This is a genomic window from Streptomyces sp. NBC_00654, from assembly GCF_026341775.1.
Lineage (GTDB): Bacteria > Actinomycetota > Actinomycetes > Streptomycetales > Streptomycetaceae > Streptomyces.
In genome coordinates this window covers 1,006,622-1,029,594 of sequence record NZ_JAPEOB010000003.1, presented here as the reverse complement: position 1 = coordinate 1,029,594, position 22,973 = coordinate 1,006,622, and the positions used below count along the sequence as shown (strand labels likewise).

The window sequence follows — 22,973 nt, the reverse complement described above, 5'->3', positions numbered from 1 at the left end:
GTGACGTTTGACGGTCGGCGTCAATCGAGTAGCGACCGGGAACCCGCTGTTCGTAATGTTCGGATTGCTTCCGGGACTCTTACCGGCGGCCCCTGTTCCGTACGTCCCCGGGGGGGGTACCCGCATGTCTGTCGCCGGTCTCAGAAAAGCCGCACACGAGACCGTGTCCGGGCTCCCCAGGGAGTTCTGGTGGCTGTGGACCAGCACCCTGGTCAACCGGCTCGGGGCGTTCGTCGCCACGTTCATGGCGCTCTATCTGACGATGGACCGCGGCTACTCGGCCTCGTACGCCGGGCTTGTCGCCGCGCTGCACGGGCTCGGCGGGGTCGTCTCCTCGCTCGGCGCCGGAGTGATGACGGACCGGCTCGGGCGGCGGCCCACCATGCTGATCGCCCAGACCTCCACCGCGGTGTCCGTGGCGGTGCTCGGATTCATGGAGCACCCGTTCGCGATCGCCGCCGTCGCGTTCGTGGTCGGCATGGCGAGCAACGCCTCGCGCCCCGCCGTGCAGGCGATGATGGCCGACATCGTCCGGCCCGAGGACCGGGTGCGGGCCTTCTCGCTCAACTACTGGGCCATCAACCTCGGCTTCGCGGTCTCCTCCGCCGGGGCCGGCTTCATCGCGGAGTACAGCTACCTCGCGGGCTTCATCGGCGAGGCCGCGATGACCCTGTTCTGCGCCGTCGTGGTGTTCCTGAAGGTGCCGGAATCCCGGCCGGAGCAGGCACCGGCGGCCGGCGGGGCGAAGCCGGGGAAGGACGACGGGGTGCGGATCGGGACCGTGCTGCGCGACGGGCGGTTCATGGGTGTCGTCGGGCTGTCGTTCCTCGTCTCGCTGATCTTCCAGCAGGGGTACGTGGGCCTGCCCGTGGCGATGGGTGCGGACGGGCTCTCCAGCTCCGACTTCGGTACGGCCATCGCCGTCAACGGTGTGCTGATCGTCGTGCTCCAGATCCCCGTCACCCGCTTCATCGAGCACCGCGACCCGCGCCGCCTGCTGATCATCTCCGCGCTGCTGGCGGGGTACGGATTCGGGCTGACCGCCTTCGCCGGGTCGGTCGGGGTGTACGCGCTGACGGTGTGCGTCTGGACCCTCGCCGAAATCGTCAACGCCCCGATCCAGACCGGCCTGATCGTGCAGCTGTCACCGGCTCAGGGGCGCGGCCGCTACCAGGGCATGTACACGATGTCGTGGGCGGTGGCCGCCCTCATCGCCCCACTGATGTCGGGCGTCGTGATCGACCGCTACGGCGCCGCCTGGCTGTGGGGAACCTGCGCGGTGCTGGGCACGGTGGCCGCGTTCGGCTACTGGCTGCTGATGCGGAACCTTCCGGGGGCGGCGGGCGCCGTTCCCCCGGCGCCGGTCCCGGCCGGGGAGCCTTCGGCCGGCACCGCGCCCGCAGGAGTGGTGGTCGCCGGTTCGGTGCCTGCGGGTCCGGTGCCTGCGGGGGGTAAGGATGCCGAGGCCGCGCCCGCCGGGGGAACGGCCAAGGATCTGGCGGCCGGGCAGGCGGGCTGAGGACGGTCCCTGAACCGTCCCCCCGTACGCGCGGCGGTGCCGCGCGGCGGAAGAGTTCCGCCGCGCGGCACCCGTTGACGCGCGGGCTCAGCCGGAGCAGCCGCCGCACTGGCACGGGCCGCCGGACTGGCAGCCGCACCCGCAGCCCGAGCCGCAGCCGCAGGCGCCGAGCACGGTCAGGCGCACCACATCGGTCGGTGTCTCCTGCTGGGGTTCGGTCGTGGGGGAATCGGCCATGGTTCCTCCTCAGGGCGTACGGCTGGGCGGCACACGGCCAGGAGCGCCGCCGGGGACGTACGCCAGGTGCGCACGCCGGGGACGTACGGCATGGCGTGCCGCCCCCACCCCATTGCATGCCCACCCCGGCAGGCGCATCAACGGCGCATACGCGCAGGAACAAACGTGCGACCACGGCGCGCCGGAGGCGCCCCGCTTACCCCCGACCCGCCGTACGCGCCCGGTACTCCGCGCCGCGCGCTCCTGCCGCACCCCGCCGGGCGGCTGCCGCCGTACCCCGTCGCCTCCCCTCCCGTACACCTGTCGCAGGTCCTACACGCCGTCCACCGGGGCCGCCGCCTGGATCTCGTCCGCGTGCTCGCCCGTCACCAGGTAGACGACGCGCTTGGCGACCGACACCGCGTGGTCGGCGAAGCGCTCGTAGTAGCGGCCGAGCAGGGTCACGTCGACGGCCGTCTCGATGCCGTGCTTCCAGCGGTCGTCCATCAGGTGCTGGAACAGGGTGCGGTGCAGCAGGTCCATCTCGTCGTCGTCCTGCTCCAGCTGGAGCGCCAGGTCGACGTCCTTGGTGATGATGACCTCGGCGGCCTTGGCCATCAGCCGCTGTGCGAGCTGGCCCATCTCCAGGATCGTGGCGTGCAGGTCGTGCGGTACCGCGGACTGCGGGAAGCGCAGCCGGGCCAGCTTGGCGACATGCTGGGCGAGGTCGCCCGAGCGCTCCAGGTCCGCGCTCATCCGCAGCGAGGTGACCACGATCCGCAGATCCGTGGCCACGGGCTGCTGGCGGGCGAGCAGGGCGATGGCACGTGCCTCCAGGTCGTGCTGGAGGTCGTCGACCTTCTGGTCGGCGGCGATCACGCTCTCCGCGAGCTTGAGGTCGGCGTCGAGCATGGACGTGGTGGCCCGCCCGATGGCCGACCCGACGAGCCGGGCCATCTCGACCAGGCCTTCGCCGATGGAATCGAGTTCCTCGTGGTAAGCGTCACGCATTGAAGTCTCTCCAGTTTCTTGGACCGTCCTGGGGCCGGGCTCTGGGCCGTCCCCCACGCTCCCACGGTGCGTGCGCAACGCGTCCGGATCCGGCCCCCGAAGTGAACCGGTACTTGCTCCTCGGTGAACTCTGGGCGACGAGTGTTCGAGATGGCACCCGGATGGCTGGGAGAGTGTCGGCGCACCCGCATAACCTTGAAGCATGGACGTGAACGCGGCGGTCGCCGCAGCTGCAGCGATCGCCGGGCTGTGTACCGGTGTGATCGCCATGCTGGCGTTCCGCTGGAGCGAGCGCGACCTGAAACGGCCCACGCGTACGTCCCTGCGGCCCGACGGCAACGCCGCACTGCCCCCGGGAGTGGACACGGTCCTCTCTGTGCTCAGTTCTTCCGCCGTCGTGCTCGACGAGAGCGACAGCGTGGTCAAGGCCAGCTCCGCGGCGTATGCGCTGGGCCTGGTCAGGGGCGGACGCCTGGCCGTCGAGGCGATGCTCCACATGGCCAGGGACACCCGGCGCGACGGGGAGATACGACAGGTCGAGCTGGATCTGCCCCGGCGCGGTACGGGCCGGGGCGAGGCGCTCGCCGTCTCCGCCCGGGTCGCCCCGCTGGGCTCCCGGCTGGTGCTGCTCCTGGTGGAGGACCTCACCGAGGCCCGCCGCATAGAGGCGGTACGGCGCGACTTCGTCGCCAACGTCAGCCATGAGCTCAAGACGCCGACCGGTGCGCTCTCGCTGCTCTCCGAGGCCGTCATGGACGCTTCCGACGACCCGGAGGCGGTGGAGCGGTTCGCCGGCCGGATGCAGATCGAGGCGACCCGGCTGACCAACCTCGTACAGGAGCTGATCGACCTCTCCCGGGTGCAGAACGACGACCCGCTGGAGGACGCCGAACCGGTCCGGGTGGACGAGCTCGTCGCCGAGGCCATCGACCGCTGCCGCCAGCAGGCGGGCTCGAAGCAGATCACCATGGCCTCGGGCGGCACCGCGGATCTCTTCATATGGGGGAACCGCGGCCAGCTCGCCGCGGCGCTCGGCAATCTCGTCGAGAACGCCGTCAACTACAGCCCCGCCCGCACCCGCGTCGGCATCGCTGCCCGCCGCATCGCCGCGCCCGGCGGGGACCTCATCGAGATAGCCGTGACCGACCAGGGCATCGGCATCTCGGAGAAGGACCGCGAGAGGGTCTTCGAGCGGTTCTACCGCGTCGACCCGGCCCGCTCGCGGGCCACCGGTGGCACCGGTCTCGGCCTCGCCATCGTCAAGCACGTGGCCGCCTCGCACGGCGGGGAGGTCACCGTCTGGAGCTCCGAGGGACAGGGCTCCACCTTCACCCTGCGACTGCCCGAATCGGGCGTCGTACGGGAGCGCACCACCGGCGGGCCGCTTATCGTCAACGGTGACGACGAGGGCTCGTACGAGACCGATACCTTCGAACCATTCCCCGCCCCGGAGGCTCTTCCGTGACCCGAGTGCTTGTCGTCGAGGATGAGGAATCCTTCAGCGACGCCCTGTCCTACATGCTGCGCAAGGAAGGCTTCGAGGTGGCCGTGGCGGCCACCGGCCCCGACGGTCTCGACGAGTTCGAGCGCAACGGCGCCGATCTCGTCCTGCTCGACCTGATGCTGCCGGGCCTGCCCGGCACCGAGGTCTGCCGCCAGCTGCGCGGCCGTTCCAACGTCCCGGTGATCATGGTCACCGCCAAGGACAGCGAGATCGACAAGGTCGTCGGGCTGGAAATAGGAGCCGACGACTATGTGACCAAGCCCTTCTCCTCGCGGGAGCTGGTCGCCCGCATCCGCGCGGTGCTGCGCCGCCGCGGTGAGCCGGAGGAGGTCACCCCGGCCGCTCTGGAGGCCGGCCCGGTCCGGATGGACGTGGACCGCCACGTCGTCACGGTGTCCGGCGGCAAGGTCGACCTTCCGCTCAAGGAGTTCGACCTCCTGGAGATGCTGCTGCGCAACGCGGGCCGCGTGCTGACCCGTATGCAGCTGATCGACCGGGTCTGGGGCGCGGACTATGTGGGCGACACCAAGACCCTCGACGTCCATGTGAAGCGCCTCCGCGCCAAGATCGAGCCCGACCCGGGGGCGCCGCGCTACCTGGTGACGGTGCGGGGCCTGGGGTACAAGTTCGAGCCGTAAACCGACCTCCGGCATCGCTCATGCGGCATCGCTCATCCGGCATCCGGCATCCGGCATCCGGCATCCGACACGCGCGATGCGCGACACGCGTGGCGTGTGGTGCGTGACGTCTGATGTGTGACGCGTGACATGCGAAGGGGCGCCTCCCGGCCGGGAGGCGCCCCTTCGCATGTGTGTGCCGGTGGTCCGACCGCCCTCGGACCTACGAGGCGGTGGCGGAGTCCGACGGCGTGCTGGAGGCCGGCGTGCCGGACGGGCTGTCCGAGGGCACGCCCGGGGTCTGCGAGCTCTCGCCGGACGGCGTCGGGGACGTCTGCGTCGGCTTCGGCGAGGGCAGCTCGGGCAGCGAGCTCGGGCCGAACTCCTCGAAGAAGGTGGTCGCCGGTACGACGGTGGCGCCGAGCCCGATGTCGCCGGTGCGGCTGAGCTTGAAGACGACCTGCTGGACGTTGCCGTTGCGGGTGGCCTCGCGGCCGTTCTCGATCACGGCGGCGGCGTTGCCCTTGCCGCCGATGATGACCCGGCCACCCGCCGGGACGATGATCGGGCCCTTGCCCTCGGCGGCGTGCAGCTTCACCTGGGCGTTGGAGCCCGGCAGCGTGATGGTCTCCAGGATCTCGCGCTTGTCGCCGTCGTTGAACAGCGTCGCCGAGACCACGGCAGGGCCTTCGGCGTCGTGCTCGGGCTGCGTGATGACGTTCGCGTTCTGGATCTTGATGCTGTCGACCGAGGTGGCCGCGTTGTCCGGCCTGACCTGGAGCGTCTGCGCGTCGTTGCCCGCGCTGCACGCGGACATCGAGGCGATCGAGAACACGATGGCAGTGGCGGCGAGAGCGCCGTGTCGAAGGCTGCGGCTCACGGCGGCGGCAACTCCTTGAACGTGTCGGACTGCGGGCTTCGGACTCTGCGGACCCCAGCGCGGGCAGTGTAAAGCCGCCCTAAGTGTGTGTCAGCGAACTCAGGCTACCGAGCCGCCGCTTCCGCCCCGCACCCGACCCGCCCCCTGGGCCCTGTCCGAACGGAATCCCGCCTGTCCGCGACCGCCTGCCCACGTGCCCGCCCGCTCGTGCCGCTCGTGCCGCTCGTGCCGTCCGCGTCGCCCGTGCCGTCCGCCCGCGTCGCCCCGCCCGGTGCCGTTCGCCCGCGTCGCCCGTATGCCCCCGTGGGCCGCTCCGTGCGACTCGTGGGAGTGGCTACGGGGACACTCCGGGCCGTTCCGGAGGCCCCGCGGGGATTCGCGGGGATTCGCGGGCCGTTCACATTACGGGGGTGATCAATTTCCCGGACCTTGGCGTATTCCTTACACATAATCCGTGCGAGGGGCCGCCGTTGATCAAATTCATTGACGATCACCCCTTAGGTCCGGACGGGTGATCGATCTCCGAACGGAGTACGTAAAGTTCACCACCCGGAACCCGGCAAAACGGGACGTTCAACCCGTTCGGAGGGGGTCTCGGCGGGTGTGACGCGTGTGTTTCGCGTCGGCTGCACAGTGGCTCCGACCTGCGAATACCGCGTTCCGGAAGCCTTCCGCAGCACGTTCGTGTCGCTGTTGTCAAGCCCCGAGATATGCCCTGACCTGCGAAAACGCCATTCAGGAGATGCGGTTCTCGTGTTACTCTGGATAGCCACGGAAGGGGTACCTGTCACATGACGTTCAAGGTTGGCGACACCGTGGTCTATCCCCATCACGGGGCCGCGCTGATCGAGGCTATCGAAACTCGCCAGATCAAAGGCGTGGACAAGACCTACTTGGTGCTCAAGGTCGCCCAGGGCGACTTGACGGTTCGTGTGCCGGCGGACAATGCGGAGTTCGTGGGCGTGCGCGACGTGGTCGGGCAGGACGGGCTGGACCGGGTCTTCGAGGTGCTGCGCGCGCCGTACGCCGAAGAGCCGACGAACTGGTCCCGTCGCTACAAGGCAAATCTCGAGAAGCTCGCCTCCGGCGATGTCATCAAGGTCGCCGAAGTGGTGCGCGACCTGTGGCGTCGCGAGCGTGAGCGCGGACTCTCCGCAGGTGAAAAGCGCATGCTCGCCAAGGCCCGCCAGATTCTGGTGAGCGAGCTCGCACTCGCGGAGAACACCAACGAGGACAAGGCCGAGGCTCTGCTCGACGAGGTCCTCGCGTCCTGAACCGGATCGGATCACACCGGTCGTAAGAATGTGCAGCGGCGCCCGCTGACCAGCCGAATCAACGGCTTGTCGTCGGGCGCTGCGGCATGTTCCGGCGCGGTTACCCATGCGTATTCCCCAGGGGTGGCCAGGTGCATTCGGGAGCCGCGCGGTCCGCGGATGCCGGCCGTTCATGAGTGCCGTTCATGGGCCGTCTGATCCTGAACCGGTGCGCCTTCTCTTTTTGGCCAAACCGCTACGGCGCAATTCGGCCATGTCGGAGGCAAAGACTGTGCTGGTCCGCCCCCGCCAGTTGTTCCCGGCTACCGTCCCCCAGTAGCCGACCCCGAGTCGCACGGCGACCGACTCGACCGGGTGTCACGGAAGGGGCCCGGATCAAGTCAGGTCGTCACGCCCGGCTCGCTGGGGCCATACCCATGTCGGCCGTGGAAACAAACCTGCCGAAGCTTCGGAGTACAACCGATGTCATCCATGTCACCGCCGCCCGATGAATCGCGCCCGCACCGCACCGCCGCGGTGATCCCCGCGGCCGGCCGGGGCGTGCGGCTCGGCCCGGGGGCGCCCAAGGCGCTCCGCGCGCTCAGCGGTACGCCCATGCTGATTCACGCGGTCCGCGCGATGGCCGCCTCCCGCGCCGTCTCCCTGGTCGTGGTCGTCGCGCCACCGGACGGCGCGCCCGAGGTCAAGAATCTGCTCGACGAGCACGCCCTGCCCGAGCGCACCGACTATCTGGTGGTGCCGGGCGGCGAGACCCGGCAGCAGTCCGTGGCACTCGGCCTCGCCGCGCTGCCCGAGGACATCTCCATCGTCCTGGTCCATGACGCGGCCCGCCCCCTGGTGCCGGTCGACACGGTGGACTCGGTCGTCGAGGCCGTACGCGACGGGGCGCCCGCCGTCGTCCCCGCGCTCCCGCTCGCCGATACCGTCAAGGAGGTCGAGCCCGGAAGGCCGGGGGAGCCGGAGCCGGTGCTCTCGACCCCCGTACGCGCCAGGCTGCGTGCCGTGCAGACGCCGCAGGGCTTCGACCGGGACACCCTGGTGCGGGCGCATGCGGCGGTCGCCGTCGACGGTGAGGGGGCGACCGACGACGCGGGCATGGTGGAACAGCTCGGGGCGCCGGTCGTCGTCGTTCCCGGGCACGAAGAGGCATTCAAGGTGACCCGGCCGCTCGATCTGGTGCTGGCCGAGGCGGTACTCGCACGCCGGAGGGCGAACGATGGTTTCTGAGAACACCGGGGGCGCACCCGCGGCCCCCGTCATTCCGCTCGTCGGGATCGGTACGGACATCCACGCCTTCGAAGAGGGCCGCGAGCTGTGGTGCGCGGGCCTGAAGTGGGAGGGCGAGGGCCCCGGTCTCGCCGGGCACTCCGACGCCGACGTGGTCGCGCACGCCGCGTGCAACGCGCTCTTCTCGGCCGCCGGTCTCGGCGACCTCGGGCAGCACTTCGGCACGGGGCGGCCCGAGTGGTCCGGCGCCTCCGGCGTCACGCTGCTCACGGAGGCGGCCCGGATCGTCCGGTCCGAGGGCTTCGAGATCGGCAACGTGGCCGTCCAGGTCGTCGGCGTACGGCCGAAGATCGGCAAACGGCGCGAGGAAGCGCAGAAGGTGCTGTCCGCCGCCGTGGGCGCGCCCCTCTCGCTCTCCGCCGCGACTTCCGACGGGCTCGGCTTCACCGGGCGCGGCGAGGGCATCGCGGGGATCGCCACGGCGCTGGTCTACCGCGTGGGCTGAGAGGGGCAGGCGGGCGAGCGGGGGCAGGCCGGGCTGACGGAGAGGCGCGGGGCCGGACACGTACATACAGGTGCCGGCCCCGCATCGGCCTCGCGTCGGCCCCACCCCCGCACACCCCGCACACCCCGCATCAGCCCCCGACCTGCGCCTCCGCAGCGCCCGCTGTGGCCCCCGCGCCCGTCTGACCTGCCGGTCCTCCCCGGCTCCACCCTTGTTGCACATCGCTTGCACGTACGCTGGTACGGCAGGTGATGTGCCGTACGAAGTGAGAGTGAGGGCCCGGTGGTGAGCACGACCGCGGTGATGACCGGTACGCCGACGACGGAAGCGGACGGCTACGTCCTGCGGACCGCCGCGGCGGAGGATGTCGACGGGGCCAGGGCCGTGATGCTCGACACCGTGTACGGCGACCTCAGGTCCGGTTACGTACCCCGCTGGCACGGCGACATCATCGATCCGGCCGCCGCCTATCTGGGACCCGCCCGCTGCACCCTGCTGGTCGTCGAGCACGACGGCGAGATCGTCGCCACGGGTGCCGTGCGCGACCGCGGGCCGCAGGCGCCGCCCAATCCGCAGTGGGTCGCGGACCGCTTCCCGTCCGGGTCCACCGCCCAGCTCTGCCGGATCTACGTACGCCCCGAGCACCGCAGGCACGGGCTGGCCCGGCGGCTGGTGCGCGAGCTGGCGCGGTTCGCGGCGGGGGCGGGCGGCTACACCTCGCTCTACCTGCACACCGATCCGGCCGTCCCCGGTGCCGAGCCGTTCTGGCGCTCGCTCGCCCACGAGGTGTGCGACGAGCGCGAGCTGCCCGGCGGCGGCCAGGGCATCATCCACTTCGAGCTGCCGATGCCCGCGCCGTCCCCCGCGTACTCCGGGGACAGCACCCCCACACGTTAGATGACAATCGTTTTCATATAAGGTCGCTGCCATGCCCACGTCCCGACGCCGTCGCTCCACGCTGCCGCTGGCCCTGTCCGCGGCAGCCCTTCTCGTCCCGCTCGCCACCGCCTGCTCCGGCAGCTCGCCGGACGGCTCCGGCGCGTCCGGGGGCGGGCAACGGCTCCGGGTCGTCATGGCCTTCCCGCCCGCCCAGGCCATGTCGCCGTACGGGGACGACGCGGTCACCCTCAGCCGGCTCGCGGTCATCGAGGGGCTCACCACCCTCGACAGGAACGGTGGGGCGAAGCCCGCGCTGGCCGCCTCCTGGAAGCAGGACGGCGCCAACGCGTGGACGTTCACGCTCCGCGACGCCGAGTTCCAGGACGGCGACAAGGTCGACGCGGCCGCCGTGGCCCGCTCCCTGAACGCCGCCCAGGCCGCCTCGCCCAGGCCCCGGGTCCTCAGCGACACCCGGATCACCGCCACCTCCCCGGACGCGCGCACCGTACGGATCACGACGAAGACCCCCGACCCGCTGCTGCCCCAGCGGCTGGCCAACCCGTCCCTGACGATCCTGTCCGCGGGCGCCTACCGCGACGGGAAGGTGAACCCCGCCGGGCACGCCACCGGCCCCTTCACCCTCGCCGAGGTCAACGGCGCGGTCAGCGCCACGCTGGAGCGCAACGACGCCTACTGGGGGGACCGGGCCGAGTCCCCCGGCGTCGACGTGACGTTCGTCGCCGACGGGACCGCCCGCGCCAACGCGCTGCGTACGAAGGCGGTGGACGTCGCCGAGTACGTACCGATCTCGCAGGCCTCGCTCCTCGGGGACCCGCTCGTCCACGAGTTCCCCTCCGCCCGCACCAACGGCCTCTCGCTCAACACCGCTCGCGGCGTCTTCGCCGACCCGGCCATGCGTGCCGCCGCCCGCGAGTCCATCGACTCCGAGGCCCTGGTCAAGGGCGTCTACGAGGGCCGCGCCGACACCGCGCGGGGGCTGCTCGGCCCCGGCGTCCCGTGGGCCGCGGCCGACCGCACCGCACCCGTGGACCGGGCGGAGGCCGCCACTGGGGCCGAGGTCGCGAAGACCGGCGAGATCGTCCTCGCCACGTACACCAACCGGCCCGAGCTCCCCGAGGTCGCCACGATCGTCCAGCAGCAGCTGGAGAAGCGCGGCTTCACCGTCAAGCAGGTCGTCCGCGACTACGCCCGGCTGGAGGCCGACGCGCTCGCCGGGAAGTACGACGCGTTCATCCAGGCCCGCAACACCCTGCTCGACACCGCCGACCCGGTCTCGTACCTCGCCTCCGACTTCACCTGCGACGGCAGCTTCAACATCTCCCAGCTCTGCGACGAGCGCGTCGACGCCGACGTGGACAAGGCCGCCTCCCTGGCCGGCACCGACGCCCGCCACCGGGCCGAGATGACCGCCGAGGCCCGCATCCTGGGCGCCGACGCCCTCGTCCCGCTCGTCCACGAACGCTTCGTCCAGGGCTACGACGACAGCCGCGTCGAAGGCGTCGCGCTGGACCCGATGGAACGCACCCTCATCACCGCCGACACCCGCGTCGGGTGACCGGGTGAAGTACCTCGCGGGGCGGCTCGGCACTCTTCTGGCCGTCGTCGCGGTCATCGGGCTGCTGCCCCGGCTCACCGGAACCGATCCGGCCCTGACGATCCTGCACGCCCGGTACGCCGACCGGCCGCCCACCCCCGAGACGCTCGACGCGATCCGCGCCGAGACCGGGCTCGACGGCGGACCCCTGCACGTACTCGGCGGCTGGCTCGGCGGGCTGTTCCACGGTGACCTCGGCGAATCCTGGGTCTCCGGGCAGCCCGTCGCCCCCGACGTGACGTCCGCGCTCGGCGTCTCCCTCACCCTGATGGGCGTCTCGCTCGCCGTCGCCGTGGTCCTCGCCCTCGCCCTGAGCGCGGGCACCCTGCGGCGCGGGGCGGCGCGCCGGATCGGCCGGGACCGGGCGGGGGTGGGCGCGGCGGTGCTCGCGGCGCTGCCGGAGTTCCTGATCGCCGCGGTCCTGGCCACCGTGGTCGCCGTACAGCTCGGCTGGTTCCCGGCGCTCGGCTGGGGCGCCCCGGACCAGCTCGTCCTGCCCGCCCTCGCCATGGGCATCCCGGCGGGCGCGCTCCTGGGGCGGCTGCTGGACGACGCGCTGCCCGCCGCGTTCGCTGAACCGTGGGCCCGTGCCGCGACCGCGGCCGGTCTGCCCGGACGCCGCATCGCCCGGCACGCCCTGCGCCGTACGCTGCCGGGGCTGCTGCCCCAGCTCGGCCTGACCGTCGTCGGGCTCACCGGCGGGGCCGTCGCCGTGGAGACCCTGTACGCGATTCCGGGCCTGGGCGGTACGGCCCTGGCCGCCGCCCTCGCCCAGGACCTGCCGGTCCTCCAGGCCTGCGTCCTGCTGCTGCTCCTGCTGGGTGTCGCGGCCGGACTGGCCGCCCGTCTCGCGTCCCGCGCCGCCCTCGGCCGGGCCCTGTCCGACGGCGCCCTGCCCGCGCTCGTCCGCCCTCCGCTGCCCGCGGGCCGTCCCGTCACGGCGGCCGCCGTACTGCTGGCCGTGCTCCTCGTCGCGGTGACCGTCGCCGGACTGCTGCGCGATCCCCTCCACGTCGATGCCGCCGTCCGCCTCGCCGCGCCGTCCACCGCGCATCCGCTGGGCACCGACTCGCTCGGCCGCGACGTTCTCGCCCGGCTCGGCCACGGCGCCGCCCGTACCGTCCTGACGGCGGTCGCCGTCGGCGCCGTCACCCTCCTGCTGGGCCTGGTCCTCGGCGCGCTGCGCGCCGGAGCGCTCACCGAGACCGCCAACGCGCTGCCCGCGGTCCTGACCGGCCTCGTGGTCGCGGGTATCGCGGGCCCCGGCCCCTGGGGCGCCGCCGCGGCCGTGGCCGCCGTCGCCTGGGCCCCGCTCGCCGCCCACACCAGCGCGCTGTACGCCCAGGAGCGCGCCGCCCCGCACGTCGCCGCGGCCGTCGCTCTCGGAGCCGGCCGATGGCATCGGCTGCGCCGCCACGTCCTGCCGGGCGTCCTGCCCCCGGTCGTCCAGCACGCGGTCCTGCGCGTCCCGGCCGTCGCGCTGGCCCTCGCCTCCCTCGGCTTCCTCGGCCTGGGCACCCAGGCCCCCGCGCCGGAGTGGGGCCGGATGCTGTCCGAGAACATGCCGTACGCGGAACGGGCCCCCTGGTCCGTCCTCGCCCCCGCCGCCGCCCTCGCCCTCCTCGGGGCCCTCGCGGTACTGACCTCGGCGGCGGTACGGGGCCGGGGGCCGGCGGTTCCCGAATGACGGGCGCGGGCACGGCGGACACCGGTGCACGGGCCGAGGGGCACACCGGGACAGCCTTTTACCTTCAGCCGGCAGGGCCTGTTCGTCGTCGGTGGCGCGCTCACCGACCGCTACCGCCCCGCCCCGTGGTCCTGGCCGCCGGTCCTGTGGACGGTGCTCGCCGCCGTCCCGCTGAGCGGTGGCGCCCCGGCATTCACCCTTCCGGCGGGCCGGAACGGGAAGCAGCGGGACCCTGCCGTGGTTGGCGGGTAGGAGCGGAACCGACAGCCAGCCCATCAGGAGGACGTACGCCATGACCGCCGAACTCTCCGAGGACCTCAAGAACCTGCTCGACACGCCCGTCTTCGTCACCATCGCCACCATCCAGCCCGACGGCAGCCCGCAGCTCTCGCCGGTATGGGTGAAGCGGGACGGCGACGACGTCCTGATCTCGACGACCCTGGACCGCCGCAAGGAGAAGAACCTGCGCCGCGACCCGCGCGTCACCGTGGTCGTGCAGCCCGCCGACAACCCGTACGCGTACGCGGAGATCCGCGGCACCGCGACCGTGACCACCGACGGCGGCCAGGAGCTGATCAACGAGCTCGCGCAGAAGTACACCGGCAAGAAGTACGCGGAGTTCAACCCGAGCTCGGTCGACGACGCCCCGCGGGTGGTCGTGCGGATCACCCCGCGCAAGGTCGTCGGGCGCATCTGAGCCCAGCTCCGGCGGCCCTGCGGCCCGCTCCGGCGGCGGCCCCGCGGCCCGCCGGGACCCCGCTCCGGCCGTCCGCGCGGGCCGGCGCCGCACATCCCAATATCAGAAAGTTGTCCCCGCGATCCCCAAGGGGTCGCGGGGCACTGGTGCGGGCCTACTACCCTTGAGGCGTGACTATTCGCCTGCATGACACCAGCGCCCGGCAGATCCGTGACTTCGTCCCGCTCACAGCGGGCTGTGTCTCGATCTACCTCTGTGGCGCCACTGTCCAGGCGGCCCCCCACATCGGGCACATCCGGTCGGGGCTGAACTTCGACATCATGCGCCGCTGGTTCACCTACCGCGGCTACGACGTCACGTTCGTCCGGAACGTCACCGACATCGACGACAAGATCATCAGCAAGTCGGCCGAGCAGGGCCGCCCCTGGTGGTCGATCGGCTACGAGAACGAGCGCGCGTTCAACGACGGCTACGACGCGCTCGGCTGCCTCCCGCCCACGTACGAACCGCGCGCCACCGGCCACATCACCGAGATGATCGAGATGATGAGCGGCCTGATCGAGCGCGGGCACGCCTATGCGGCCGACGGCAACGTCTACTTCGACGTCCGCTCCTTCCCCGGCTACCTGGAGCTGTCCAACCAGGACCTGGACGACCTGCGCCAGCCCACCGGCGAGGGCGAGACCGGCAAGCGCGACCAGCGCGACTTCGCCATGTGGAAGGCGAGCAAGCCGGGCGAGCCCAGCTGGCCCACCCCGTGGGGCCGCGGCCGTCCCGGCTGGCACCTGGAGTGCTCCGCGATGGCGCACAAGTACCTCGGCACCGCCTTCGACATCCACGGCGGCGGCATCGACCTGATCTTCCCGCACCACGAGAACGAGATCGCCCAGGCCAAGGCCTTCGGCGACGAGTTCGCCAAGTACTGGGTGCACAACGGCTGGGTCACCATGTCCGGCGAGAAGATGTCGAAGTCGCTGGGCAACTCCGTGCTGGTCAGCGAGATGGTCAAGGCCTGGCGCCCCATCGTGCTGCGCTACTACCTCGGCACCCCGCACTACCGGTCGATGATCGAGTACAGCGAGGAGGCACTGCGCGAGGCCGAGTCCGCGTTCGCGCGGATCGAGGGCTTCGTCCAGCGGGTCACCGAGAAGGCCGGGGAGACCGTGCCCCCCGCCACCGAGGTGCCGCCCGCGTTCGCCGAGGCGATGGACGACGACCTGGGCGTGCCGCAGGCGCTCGCGATCGTCCACACCACCGTCCGGCAGGGCAATTCCGCCCTCGCCGCCGACGACAAGGAAGCCGCCGTCGCCCGCCTCGCCGAGGTCCGGGCCATGCTCGGTGTGCTCGGCCTCGACCCGCTCGACCCGCACTGGGCGGGGGAGGCGGACCGCGGCGAGGACCTGCACGGTGTCGTCGACACGCTCGTACGCCTCGTCCTCGACCAGCGCCAGTCGGCGCGCGTCCGCAAGGACTGGGCCGCCGCCGACGCCATCCGCGACCAGCTCAACCAGTCCGGTCTCATCATCGAGGACAGCCCCAGCGGCCCCCGGTGGACGCTCGGACCGCGCTGAGCACCCCCTCTCGGCACCGGCCTGACCGGCGCAAATGTGCCGCCCGGCCGTCCGGGCGGCACACTTTCATTACGTACGTACTTCTGAAGCAACGAAACAGGTAGGTCATGGCCGGGAACAGCCAGCGCAGGAACCGCCGCACGTCCAACAAGAAGGGCATGCAGGTCGGCAGCGGTGGCCAGCGACGCCGTGGTCTCGAAGGCAAGGGACCGACGCCGCCCGCCTCCGCCCGCAAGGGACACAAGAAGAACCGGGTGGCCAACGCCCAGGCCAAGCAGGCCGCCGCCCGCCGCCCCGCGCCCCGGCGCGGTGGCGTCAAGGGCACCTCGGAGATGGTGGTCGGCCGCAACCCGGTCTACGAGGCCCTGCGCGACGGCGTCCCCGCGGTCACCCTGTACGTCCAGCAGTACATCGACAACGACGAGCGGGTCCGCGACTGCCTCAAGCTCGCGGGCGAGCGCGGCAACATCAACCTGATGGAGGCCCCGCGCCCCGAGCTGGACCGGATGACGAACGGCCTGAACCACCAGGGCCTCGTCCTCCAGGTCCCGCCGTACGAGTACGCGCACCCGGAGGACCTCACCAAGGCCGCGTACGACAACAACGAGGACCCGCTGATCGTGGCCCTCGACGGCGTCACCGACCCGCGCAACCTCGGCGCGATCGTCCGCTCCGTCTCCGCGTTCGGCGGCCACGGCGTGGTCGTCCCCGAGCGCCGCGCGGCCGGTATGACCGCCGGTGCGTGGAAGTCCTCGGCCGGCACGGCGGCCCGTACACCGGTCTCCCGCGTCACCAACCTGACCCGCGCCCTGGAGGGCTACCAGAAGGCGGGCCTCACCGTCGTGGGTCTGGCCGCCGACGGCGAGCACACGGTCGAGGACCTGGAGCAGCTGGCCGGTCCGGTCGTCATCGTGATCGGAAGCGAGGGCAAGGGCCTGGGCCGCCTCGTCGGCGAGACCTGCGACTACCGGGTCCGGATCTCGATGCCGGGCGGCGCCGAGTCGCTGAACGCCGGTGTCGCGGCGGGCATCGTGCTGTACGAGGTGGCGCGCCGCCGGGCGTGAGCCCACCGCGTTCCCTGGTTCCGGCCCCGTACGTGTCACGGGGCCGGAACCGACGCGGGGGACCCGGGCCCGTGTGCCGGACCCGGCCCCGCGCGCCGCGTCGGGCCTGACGCGCCGAACACAGTTCCTAGATGCCCGAGTTTGGCACGATCTTGACGGGTCTCGGACACATCGGGCCCGTCAAGGCAGTGTCCTAACCACACATCACTCGGTTAGATGAGTGTGGACACCAGAACGCCTCGGTTCGACGAGCAACCCGCCCTGAGCATGACCAAGGTGGACAGCGACCCCGCGCAGGTCATCGTCAACCACGCCAGCTTCCGGGTGCAGCTCGCCCCGGGCCAGCGCACACGGCTGCGCGGTGCCCCCGTGGGCACGGCCCGCATCCCCGCCATGAGCGGCTCCGGCGGCCGTCGGCGGGCGCCCGTCGTCTGGAGCGGGAGGTCCGCCCCGGGTGACCCGGGGGCCACCGGCCTCCTCCAGGCCGTACGCAATTCCACCGCCGGACAGTTCGACGGCGGACTGGGCGGGGAGTTCGGGGACGGCCGTGCGGCGACGCAGGTCATCCCGCGCCTCGACGAGACCCAGCCCAACCCCGTACTGACGCCGCCGAGGCCCGGACACGGCAGCGGGCCGCTGCTCCCGCCGATGCGGCAGGCCGTCGGGGCGTTCGATCCGGTCGACGACGGGCCGGACGGGCCGGGCGGACCCGGGGGTTACGACGACGAGTACGACGACAGCCCCGCCGCCCGGGACCGCCGCCACGGCAACGACCCGGTCCGGCACGCCTATTACCCCGGCCGCCGGATGAATCTGGGCGTCGTGCTGCTCCCGATGCGCGTCCTGCTCGGGTTCATCTCCATCTACGCCGGCATGGGCAAGCTGTGCGACCCCGTCTACTTCGACGGCGGCGAGCGCGGCTCCATGGTCAAGTGGCTGAACTCGCTGCACCCCTGGGCCCTGGCCGATCCCCTCCGCGACTTCGCCCTCTCGCACCCCGTCGGCGCCGGCCTGACCGTCGCCTTCCTCCAGGTCGTCGTCGGTGTCCTCACCGTCCTCGGCCTCTGGCAGCGTGTCTCCGCCGTCGTCGGAGCGCTGCTCTCCGCCGCCCTGCTGGTCACGGTCAGCTGGCGCACGGTCGCCGTCTACGACGCACCCGACATCATCATGCTGGCCGCGTGGAGCCCGCTGATCATCGCGGGCGCGCCCGTCTACTCCGTCGACGCGCGCCTCGCCGGGGAGGCCTGGCGCAGGCTCGGCCCGCGCTCGGAGATCTGGGACCTGCGCCGTCGTGTGCTGCGGCGCGGCACGGTCGTCGCCACGGTGGTCGTCGGCCTCACCCTGCTGATCGGCTCGATGCTCGGCGGCGCCGTACGCTCCACCGAGGTCGTCACCGTCCCGGGCCCCCACGACAACCCGACCAACCAGCTCCCCGGCATGCCGCTGCCCGGCGAGTCCACCGGCGGGCGGAAGGCCTCCCGCACCCCTGACGAGCGGCACCCCCAGCCCTCCCGCTCCGGTGCCGCCTCGACGCCGTCCAGCAAGGAGTCCACACCGGGCACGGACAGCGTCCGCGAATCGGGGAACGCGGCCGGGGCGGGAACCCAGCCCAGCCAGACCCAGGGCACCGGCCAGCAGCCCCCGCAGCAGACGACCCCGCAGCAGCCCCCGTCCAGCAGCGCGGGCCCGACGTCCTCCGGTTCCACCGGAACGGGCGGCGGCTCCACCGGCGGCGGTTCGGACAGCGGCGGCTCGTCCGGCGGCGACGGCGGCGGTGGCTCGGGCGGCGCCGGCCGGAACCCGATCGGCGGCCTGCTCGGCTGACGGGCGGGACTGCCACCGGCAGGACGGCGGACACAGCGCCAGAGCGAGGGGCGGGCACCGAATCCGGTGCCCGCCCCTCTGCGCGCCGCCCTCTCCGTAGCTTTCTGAGCAGCTTTCCGCAGCTTTCTGAGCAGCTCTCCGCGCGGGGTCCTCCGCGCGACCCCCCTCCGCGGCTCTGTCAGCCCGTCTGGGCGCCGAGTTCCTTCGCGGCCTCGGTGAGGTCCTTCGCGGTGTCGATCGCGCGCCAGTAGGCCCCGTGCGGCAGCGGGTACCCGGCGAGGCTGCGTTCCCGGGCCAGCCGGGGGAACGTCGTCCGCTCGTGGTCGCCCCGGTCGGGCAGCAGCTCCGTGAACGCGGGCGAGAACACGTACACGCCCGCGTTGATCAGATACGGCGAGGGCGGCGACTCGATGAAGTCCGTGATGTGCCCGAACGCGTCCGTCTCCACCGCGCCCCAGGGAATCCGGGGCCGGGCCAGCGCCAGGGTCGCCGTGGCGTCGCGCTCGGCGTGGAAGGCGGCCATCTCGCGCAGGGAGAAGCGCGTCCAGATGTCGCCGTTGGTGGCGTACCAGGGCTGCCCCGGGGCGGGCAGCCGCGCCGCCGCGTACTTCAGGCCACCGCCGCGGCCGAGCGGCTCCGTCTCGACGACGGTCGTGACGCGCAGCGGGAGATCGGCCGAGGCCAGCCACTCCTGGAGGACCTCGGCGAGATGGCCGCAGGAGACCACGGCGTCGGTGACGCCCTCGGCGGCCAGCCAGGAAAGCTGATGGCCGATGATCGGGGTCCCGGTTCCGGGGATCTCGACCATCGGCTTGGGGCGGTCATCGGTGTACGGGCGCAGTCGCGAGCCCTGGCCACCCGCCAGGATCACTGCCTGCGTCGGATACGTATGCATGTCAGGCACGATATGCGGTGCCCGTACGGTCCGGCTCAGCTGAACTGTGCAACACCCGAGGCGAACGAGGTGTCGCAGACCGGGCGGGAGAAGCGGTGGGCGCGCGTCGGGCCGTACTGCTCGACGGCCGCCTTGCCCAGCGCCTTGGCGATGGACATGCAGTGCTGGGCGAGCGAGGGGCGCTGTTCGACGGCGCGCTGGAGATCGGTCAGCGCGGCGGCCGGGTCCTTCTCCTGGAGTTCCACGAGCAGCTTGTCGCGCAGGACGTCCTGCGGGGCACGCGGCTTGGCGCGCTTGGAGATGGTCTCCGAAGCGGCGGCCAGCAACGGGGATTCGTTGTTCTGCGCCGCCCACGGAACGCGGGTCACCGCGAGGGTTCCGGAGAGAACCATGACGACGGGCAGGACGAGAGCGAGAGTTCGGCCGATTCGGCGCGCGGTGTGGGTCACGCAGGCGAGCGTAGCGGGGAGTGAGGAATTGACGACATTCCGTCACTCATGTGAGGGATGGTTCGAGGCGGTCATTCGAATTAGCGGTTGACGGACCGGGGGGAAATGTCTCGTCCGGCAGGGTATTTCGAGCCATCCGCGAACGAAACGCGAGCACGCCGCGTACGACGCGAACGGCCCCGCACCCTCGAAGGATGCGGGGCCGTGCGTACGGCGTGCGGGATCAGCCGGTGAGGCGCTCACCGGTCGAGGTCGCGAAGACGTGCAGCTCGTCCGGGCGCGGGACGACGTGCAGCTCGGTGCCCTTCTCCGGAACGGCGCGGCCACCGACGCGGACGACCAGGTCCTTGTGCTCGCCACCGACCTGCGCGGCACCGTAGACGAAGCCGTCGGCGCCGAGCTCCTCGACGACGTTGACCGAGACGGCCAGGCCGGCGGGGGCGTCCGAGGAGTCCTTGGTGAGCGACTTCGCGGCGGCGCCACCGTGCTCGACGATGTCGAAGTGCTCGGGGCGGATGCCGACCGTGACGGTCGTGTCGCCGCGGTCGGCGGCGGCGGTGAGCGCCTCGCGGGAGACCGGGACGACGCTGTTGCCGAACTTCACGCCACCGTCGGTGATCGGGACCTCGATCAGGTTCATGGCGGGGGAGCCGATGAAGCCGGCCACGAAGAGGTTCGCCGGGCGGTCGTACATGTTGCGCGGCGAGTCGACCTGCTGGAGCAGCCCGTCCTTGAGGACCGCGACCCGGTCGCCCATGGTGAGGGCCTCGACCTGGTCGTGGGTGACGTAGACGGTGGTGATGCCCAGGCGGCGCTGGAGCGACGCGATCTGCGTACGGGTCGAGACGCGGAGCTTGGCGTCGAGGTTCGACAGCGGCTCGTCCATGAGGAAGACCTGCGGCTCACGCACGATGGCACGGCCCATCGCGACACGCTGACGCTGACCACCGGAGAGCGCCTTCGGCTTGCGGTCCAGGTAGTCGGTGAGGTCCAGCATCTTGGCGGCCTCTTCGACCTTCGCCCGGATGTCGGCCTTGTTCACACCGGCGATCTTGAGCGCGAAGCCCATGTTGTCCGCGACGGACATGTGCGGGTACAGCGCGTAGTTCTGGAACACCATGGCGATGTCCCGGTCCTTCGGCGGCAGGTGCGTGACATCGCGGTCACCGATGCGGATCGCGCCGCCGTTGACGTCCTCAAGACCCGCGAGCATGCGCAGGGAGGTCGACTTGCCACAACCGGAGGGACCGACGAGGACGAGGAACTCACCGTCCGCGATGTCGATCTCGAGCTGGTCCACGGCCGGCTTCGTGGAGCCGGGGTAGACGCGGGACGCCTTGTCGAACGTGACACTGGCCATGCTGATTCTTCTCCTCCACCGGCAGGAACGTGCCGGACGATCCGAGTAAGGAGTGGTCTGGTCCACTTGAGTGGGCCCGATGTGACGCTACCTGGCGTTTTCGAATCTGTCAGTAGTCCTGGTCACCCGGAATATCTCGTCCGGTCCCCGCGCGTCGTTGGATACACTGCTCCGGCACGCCTCCTTAGCTCAGTTGGCCAGAGCAACGCACTTGTAATGCGTAGGTCGTCGGTTCGAATCCGACAGGGGGCTCCGCGAAAGCCCAGCTCAGATGCGCTCTGAGCTGGGCTTTTCTGTTGGGCGGGTGCGGGTGCGGTGTGCCTGGTGGTCGGCCGGGGGTGTCAGTTGAGGGTGTCGGGGTCCGGGCCGGTGCGCATGTCGCGGTCCAGGCCGGCGAGGGCGTCCATCTCCCGGGGGGAGAGCTCGAAGCCGAAGACGTCGAGGTTCTCGCGGATGCGGGCCTCGGTGACCGACTTGGGGATGACCACGTTGCCGAGTTGGAGGTGCCAGCGCAGGACGACCTGGGCCGGGCTCCTGTCGTGCCGGGCGGCGATCGAGGTGACCGCCTCGTCCTGGAGTACGGCGCCCTGGGCGAGGGGGCTCCAGGCTTCGGTGGCGATGCCGTGGCGGGCGTGGAATGCGCGCAGTTCGCGCTGCTGGAGGCCCGGGTGGAGCTCCACCTGGTTGACCGCGGGGACGACCGAGGCGTCGGCGAGCAGGCGCTCCAGGTGTGCGGGCTGGAAGTTGGAGACGCCGATGGCCCGGGTGCGGCCGTCGGCGAGCAGCTTCTCGAAGGCGCGCCAGGTGTCGGTGTAGAGGTCCCGGGCGGGGGTCGGCCAGTGGATCAGGTACAGGTCGACGTGGTCGAGCCCCAGCTTGTCGAGGGAGGCGTCGAAGGCGGTGAGCGCCGCGTCGTAGCCCTGGTCGGCGTTCCAGAGCTTGGTGGTGATGAAGAGTTCGTCGCGGGCGAGGCCGGACTCGGCGAGCGCCCGGCCGACTCCCCGCTCGTTGCCGTAGATCGCGGCGGTGTCGATGCTGCGGTATCCGGCTTCGAGGGCGGTGCCGACGGCGGCGGTGGTCTCCTCGTCGGGGACCTGGAAGACGCCGAAGCCGAGCTGCGGCATGGTGACGCCGTTGTTCAGGGTGAGGGTGGGGGTGGGGGTGGAGTCCATGACGTTCTCTTCTCGGTGCTGCGAGGGGGGAGTGGTGCGTTGAGCGCCTTACCAGCGACCACAATAATTGCATGCGCGGGCTATTCGCAAGCGCGGCATACCGGCGTAGGTCTCATCGCGTGTGACGGAGGGGCTGTCCCGGAACATGGTCCGGAGCGCGAGTTCCCGGGCTCGTACGGAGGGACGCGTCGACATGACCGCCACCGCCACCGTCCCCGCACTGACCGCCCTGGCGCAGGGCTGGTGTGCGCTGTCCCCGGCGGGCGCGGAGGGCGTGGCGGCACCGCGTGGGGAGCCGGCGGTCAGGCTCCGCGCCAGAGCTGTGAGGGCTCCGAGGGGTCGCAGGTCGTGGTGAGGAATCCGATGCTGCTCGCCATCTGGAGGCAGGTCCTCTCGGCCACGTTCATCAGGGTGTGGCCGTTCGGCCGCGTCGCCCCGATCCGCCAGGTCTGCGACTCGGAGCCGTTGCAGGTCTCGATGGAGAGCCCGGCCGGGCCGTTCGCCCGCAGGCACTTGCCGGTGCCCTGGCTGACGAGCTTGAACATGCCGTCGGATGTGGCCTTGTACGTCCACCGGTAGTACAGGGTGACTCCGTTGTGGGCCGGCTCACCGCACACCTCGTTGCGTACGTCGCTGCCCCCGAACGGCGAGGCGGAGTCCGCGAGGCATCGGCTCATGGACGCGTTCTTCAGGTACCGCTGCCCCGTGGGCGCGGTTGTCTGTCCACCGCCGGAACCGTCCGACCCGCCGGAGCTGCCCGAACCGCCTGAGCCGTCGGACCCGCCTCCGTCACCCGAACCGCCCGAGGGGCCGCCGCCGTTGCCGGAGCCGCCCGAGGGGCCGGCGTCGCCCGCGCCGCCGCCGTCCTTGGCGCCGCCGCCCTCCGGTGCGCCGGAGGAGGCGCCCGGCGTGGCGGAACTCGCCCCCGGCTTGGCGTCCGAGGGGCTGGGGGACGGGGGCAATGGTGCTCGGTGCGCGGCCGCCCGCCGCGGACTGGGAGGGACCGG

General features: G+C 71.7%; 21 protein-coding genes and 1 tRNA gene. 14 read left to right on the top strand and 8 right to left on the bottom strand.

Going from position 1 to position 22,973, the window contains the following annotated elements; genetic code table 11:
- The first annotated feature begins 124 nt into the window (after positions 1 to 124).
- Positions 125 to 1,519, top strand: a complete 1,395-nt coding sequence (locus OHA98_RS37055; protein WP_266932181.1) for an MFS transporter — start codon at positions 125 to 127, stop codon at positions 1,517 to 1,519.
- A gap of 87 nt (positions 1,520 to 1,606) precedes the next feature.
- Here the strand turns inward: OHA98_RS37055 and OHA98_RS37050 are convergent, their stop codons facing one another.
- Complete coding sequence (locus OHA98_RS37050) at positions 1,607 to 1,756, bottom strand: hypothetical protein (RefSeq protein WP_266932180.1); 150 nt, start codon at positions 1,754 to 1,756, stop codon at positions 1,607 to 1,609.
- 312 nt (positions 1,757 to 2,068) lie between these two features.
- Complete coding sequence (gene phoU / locus OHA98_RS37045; protein WP_266932178.1) at positions 2,069 to 2,746, bottom strand: phosphate signaling complex protein PhoU; 678 nt, start codon at positions 2,744 to 2,746, stop codon at positions 2,069 to 2,071.
- 202 nt (positions 2,747 to 2,948) lie between these two features.
- Here phoU and OHA98_RS37040 point away from each other — a divergent pair, with 202 nt between their 5' ends.
- Complete coding sequence (locus OHA98_RS37040) at positions 2,949 to 4,211, top strand: cell wall metabolism sensor histidine kinase WalK (RefSeq protein WP_266932176.1); 1,263 nt, start codon at positions 2,949 to 2,951, stop codon at positions 4,209 to 4,211.
- Entirely contained in the window at positions 4,208 to 4,888 is a 681-nt protein-coding gene (locus tag OHA98_RS37035; protein WP_017242433.1) for a response regulator transcription factor, read from the top strand. The genes OHA98_RS37040 and OHA98_RS37035 overlap by 4 nt, the downstream gene beginning before the upstream one ends.
- Before the next feature lie 202 nt (positions 4,889 to 5,090).
- On the opposite strand, the gene OHA98_RS37030 is transcribed toward OHA98_RS37035, so the two are convergent.
- The gene (locus tag OHA98_RS37030; RefSeq protein WP_266932174.1) at positions 5,091 to 5,747 is read right to left on the bottom strand and encodes a DUF461 domain-containing protein; all 657 of its coding nucleotides are present in this window, start codon (positions 5,745 to 5,747) and stop codon (positions 5,091 to 5,093) included.
- A gap of 791 nt (positions 5,748 to 6,538) precedes the next feature.
- Between OHA98_RS37030 and OHA98_RS37025 the strand changes: the two genes are divergently transcribed.
- The 10 genes from OHA98_RS37025 (at position 6,539) to OHA98_RS36980 (ending at position 18,090) form a co-directional block, all read left to right on the top strand.
- On the top strand, positions 6,539 to 7,021 hold the full coding sequence (locus tag OHA98_RS37025) for a CarD family transcriptional regulator (protein WP_003953493.1): 483 nt from the start codon (positions 6,539 to 6,541) through the stop codon (positions 7,019 to 7,021).
- 462 nt (positions 7,022 to 7,483) lie between these two features.
- On the top strand, positions 7,484 to 8,248 hold the full coding sequence (gene ispD / locus OHA98_RS37020; protein WP_266932173.1) for a 2-C-methyl-D-erythritol 4-phosphate cytidylyltransferase: 765 nt from the start codon (positions 7,484 to 7,486) through the stop codon (positions 8,246 to 8,248).
- Positions 8,238 to 8,753, top strand: coding sequence for a 2-C-methyl-D-erythritol 2,4-cyclodiphosphate synthase (gene ispF, locus OHA98_RS37015; RefSeq protein ID WP_266932171.1), 516 nt, complete (start codon positions 8,238 to 8,240; stop codon positions 8,751 to 8,753). Before ispD ends, ispF begins: the two co-directional genes overlap by 11 nt.
- A gap of 303 nt (positions 8,754 to 9,056) precedes the next feature.
- Positions 9,057 to 9,650, top strand: coding sequence for a GNAT family N-acetyltransferase (locus OHA98_RS37010; RefSeq protein ID WP_266932597.1), 594 nt, complete (start codon positions 9,057 to 9,059; stop codon positions 9,648 to 9,650).
- A gap of 31 nt (positions 9,651 to 9,681) precedes the next feature.
- The gene (locus OHA98_RS37005; protein WP_266932169.1) at positions 9,682 to 11,208 is read left to right on the top strand and encodes an ABC transporter substrate-binding protein; all 1,527 of its coding nucleotides are present in this window, start codon (positions 9,682 to 9,684) and stop codon (positions 11,206 to 11,208) included.
- A gap of 4 nt (positions 11,209 to 11,212) precedes the next feature.
- The gene (locus OHA98_RS37000) at positions 11,213 to 12,934 is read left to right on the top strand and encodes an ABC transporter permease subunit (RefSeq protein WP_266932167.1); all 1,722 of its coding nucleotides are present in this window, start codon (positions 11,213 to 11,215) and stop codon (positions 12,932 to 12,934) included.
- Between the two features lie 292 nt (positions 12,935 to 13,226).
- On the top strand, positions 13,227 to 13,631 hold the full coding sequence (locus tag OHA98_RS36995; RefSeq protein WP_266932166.1) for a PPOX class F420-dependent oxidoreductase: 405 nt from the start codon (positions 13,227 to 13,229) through the stop codon (positions 13,629 to 13,631).
- A 170-nt stretch (positions 13,632 to 13,801) separates the two neighbouring features.
- Positions 13,802 to 15,202 (top strand): cysteine--tRNA ligase, encoded by a 1,401-nt coding sequence (gene cysS, locus OHA98_RS36990; protein WP_266932165.1) that lies wholly within the window; start codon positions 13,802 to 13,804, stop codon positions 15,200 to 15,202.
- A 107-nt stretch (positions 15,203 to 15,309) separates the two neighbouring features.
- Positions 15,310 to 16,266 carry a 23S rRNA (guanosine(2251)-2'-O)-methyltransferase RlmB gene (rlmB, locus tag OHA98_RS36985; protein ID WP_266932164.1) on the top strand — a complete coding sequence of 319 codons (957 nt, stop codon included), beginning with the start codon at positions 15,310 to 15,312 and terminating at the stop codon, positions 16,264 to 16,266.
- Between the two features lie 216 nt (positions 16,267 to 16,482).
- Entirely contained in the window at positions 16,483 to 18,090 is a 1,608-nt protein-coding gene (locus OHA98_RS36980) for a DoxX family membrane protein (protein ID WP_266932162.1), read from the top strand.
- Between the two features lie 178 nt (positions 18,091 to 18,268).
- Here OHA98_RS36980 and OHA98_RS36975 read toward each other — a convergent pair whose 3' ends face one another.
- The 3 genes from OHA98_RS36975 to OHA98_RS36965 all read right to left on the bottom strand — a co-directional run bounded on the left by OHA98_RS36975 (position 18,269) and on the right by OHA98_RS36965 (position 20,794).
- Entirely contained in the window at positions 18,269 to 18,985 is a 717-nt protein-coding gene (locus tag OHA98_RS36975) for a nucleotidyltransferase family protein (RefSeq protein WP_266932161.1), read from the bottom strand.
- 35 nt (positions 18,986 to 19,020) lie between these two features.
- On the bottom strand, positions 19,021 to 19,434 hold the full coding sequence (locus OHA98_RS36970; protein ID WP_266932159.1) for a hypothetical protein: 414 nt from the start codon (positions 19,432 to 19,434) through the stop codon (positions 19,021 to 19,023).
- A 223-nt stretch (positions 19,435 to 19,657) separates the two neighbouring features.
- Positions 19,658 to 20,794, bottom strand: coding sequence for an ABC transporter ATP-binding protein (locus OHA98_RS36965; RefSeq protein WP_266932157.1), 1,137 nt, complete (start codon positions 20,792 to 20,794; stop codon positions 19,658 to 19,660).
- Positions 20,795 to 20,972: 178 nt separating this feature from the next.
- Between OHA98_RS36965 and OHA98_RS36960 the strand changes: the two genes are divergently transcribed.
- Positions 20,973 to 21,046, top strand: a tRNA-Thr gene (locus OHA98_RS36960).
- A gap of 89 nt (positions 21,047 to 21,135) precedes the next feature.
- Here the strand turns inward: OHA98_RS36960 and OHA98_RS36955 are convergent.
- Together OHA98_RS36955 and OHA98_RS36950 are read right to left on the bottom strand one after the other, a co-directional pair.
- Positions 21,136 to 21,966 carry an aldo/keto reductase gene (locus OHA98_RS36955; RefSeq protein ID WP_266932155.1) on the bottom strand — a complete coding sequence of 277 codons (831 nt, stop codon included), beginning with the start codon at positions 21,964 to 21,966 and terminating at the stop codon, positions 21,136 to 21,138.
- A 302-nt stretch (positions 21,967 to 22,268) separates the two neighbouring features.
- Positions 22,269 to 22,928: an RICIN domain-containing protein gene (locus OHA98_RS36950; RefSeq protein WP_266932153.1), complete on the bottom strand. Its 660-nt coding sequence runs from the start codon at positions 22,926 to 22,928 to the stop codon at positions 22,269 to 22,271.
- Positions 22,929 to 22,973: the final 45 nt, after the last annotated feature.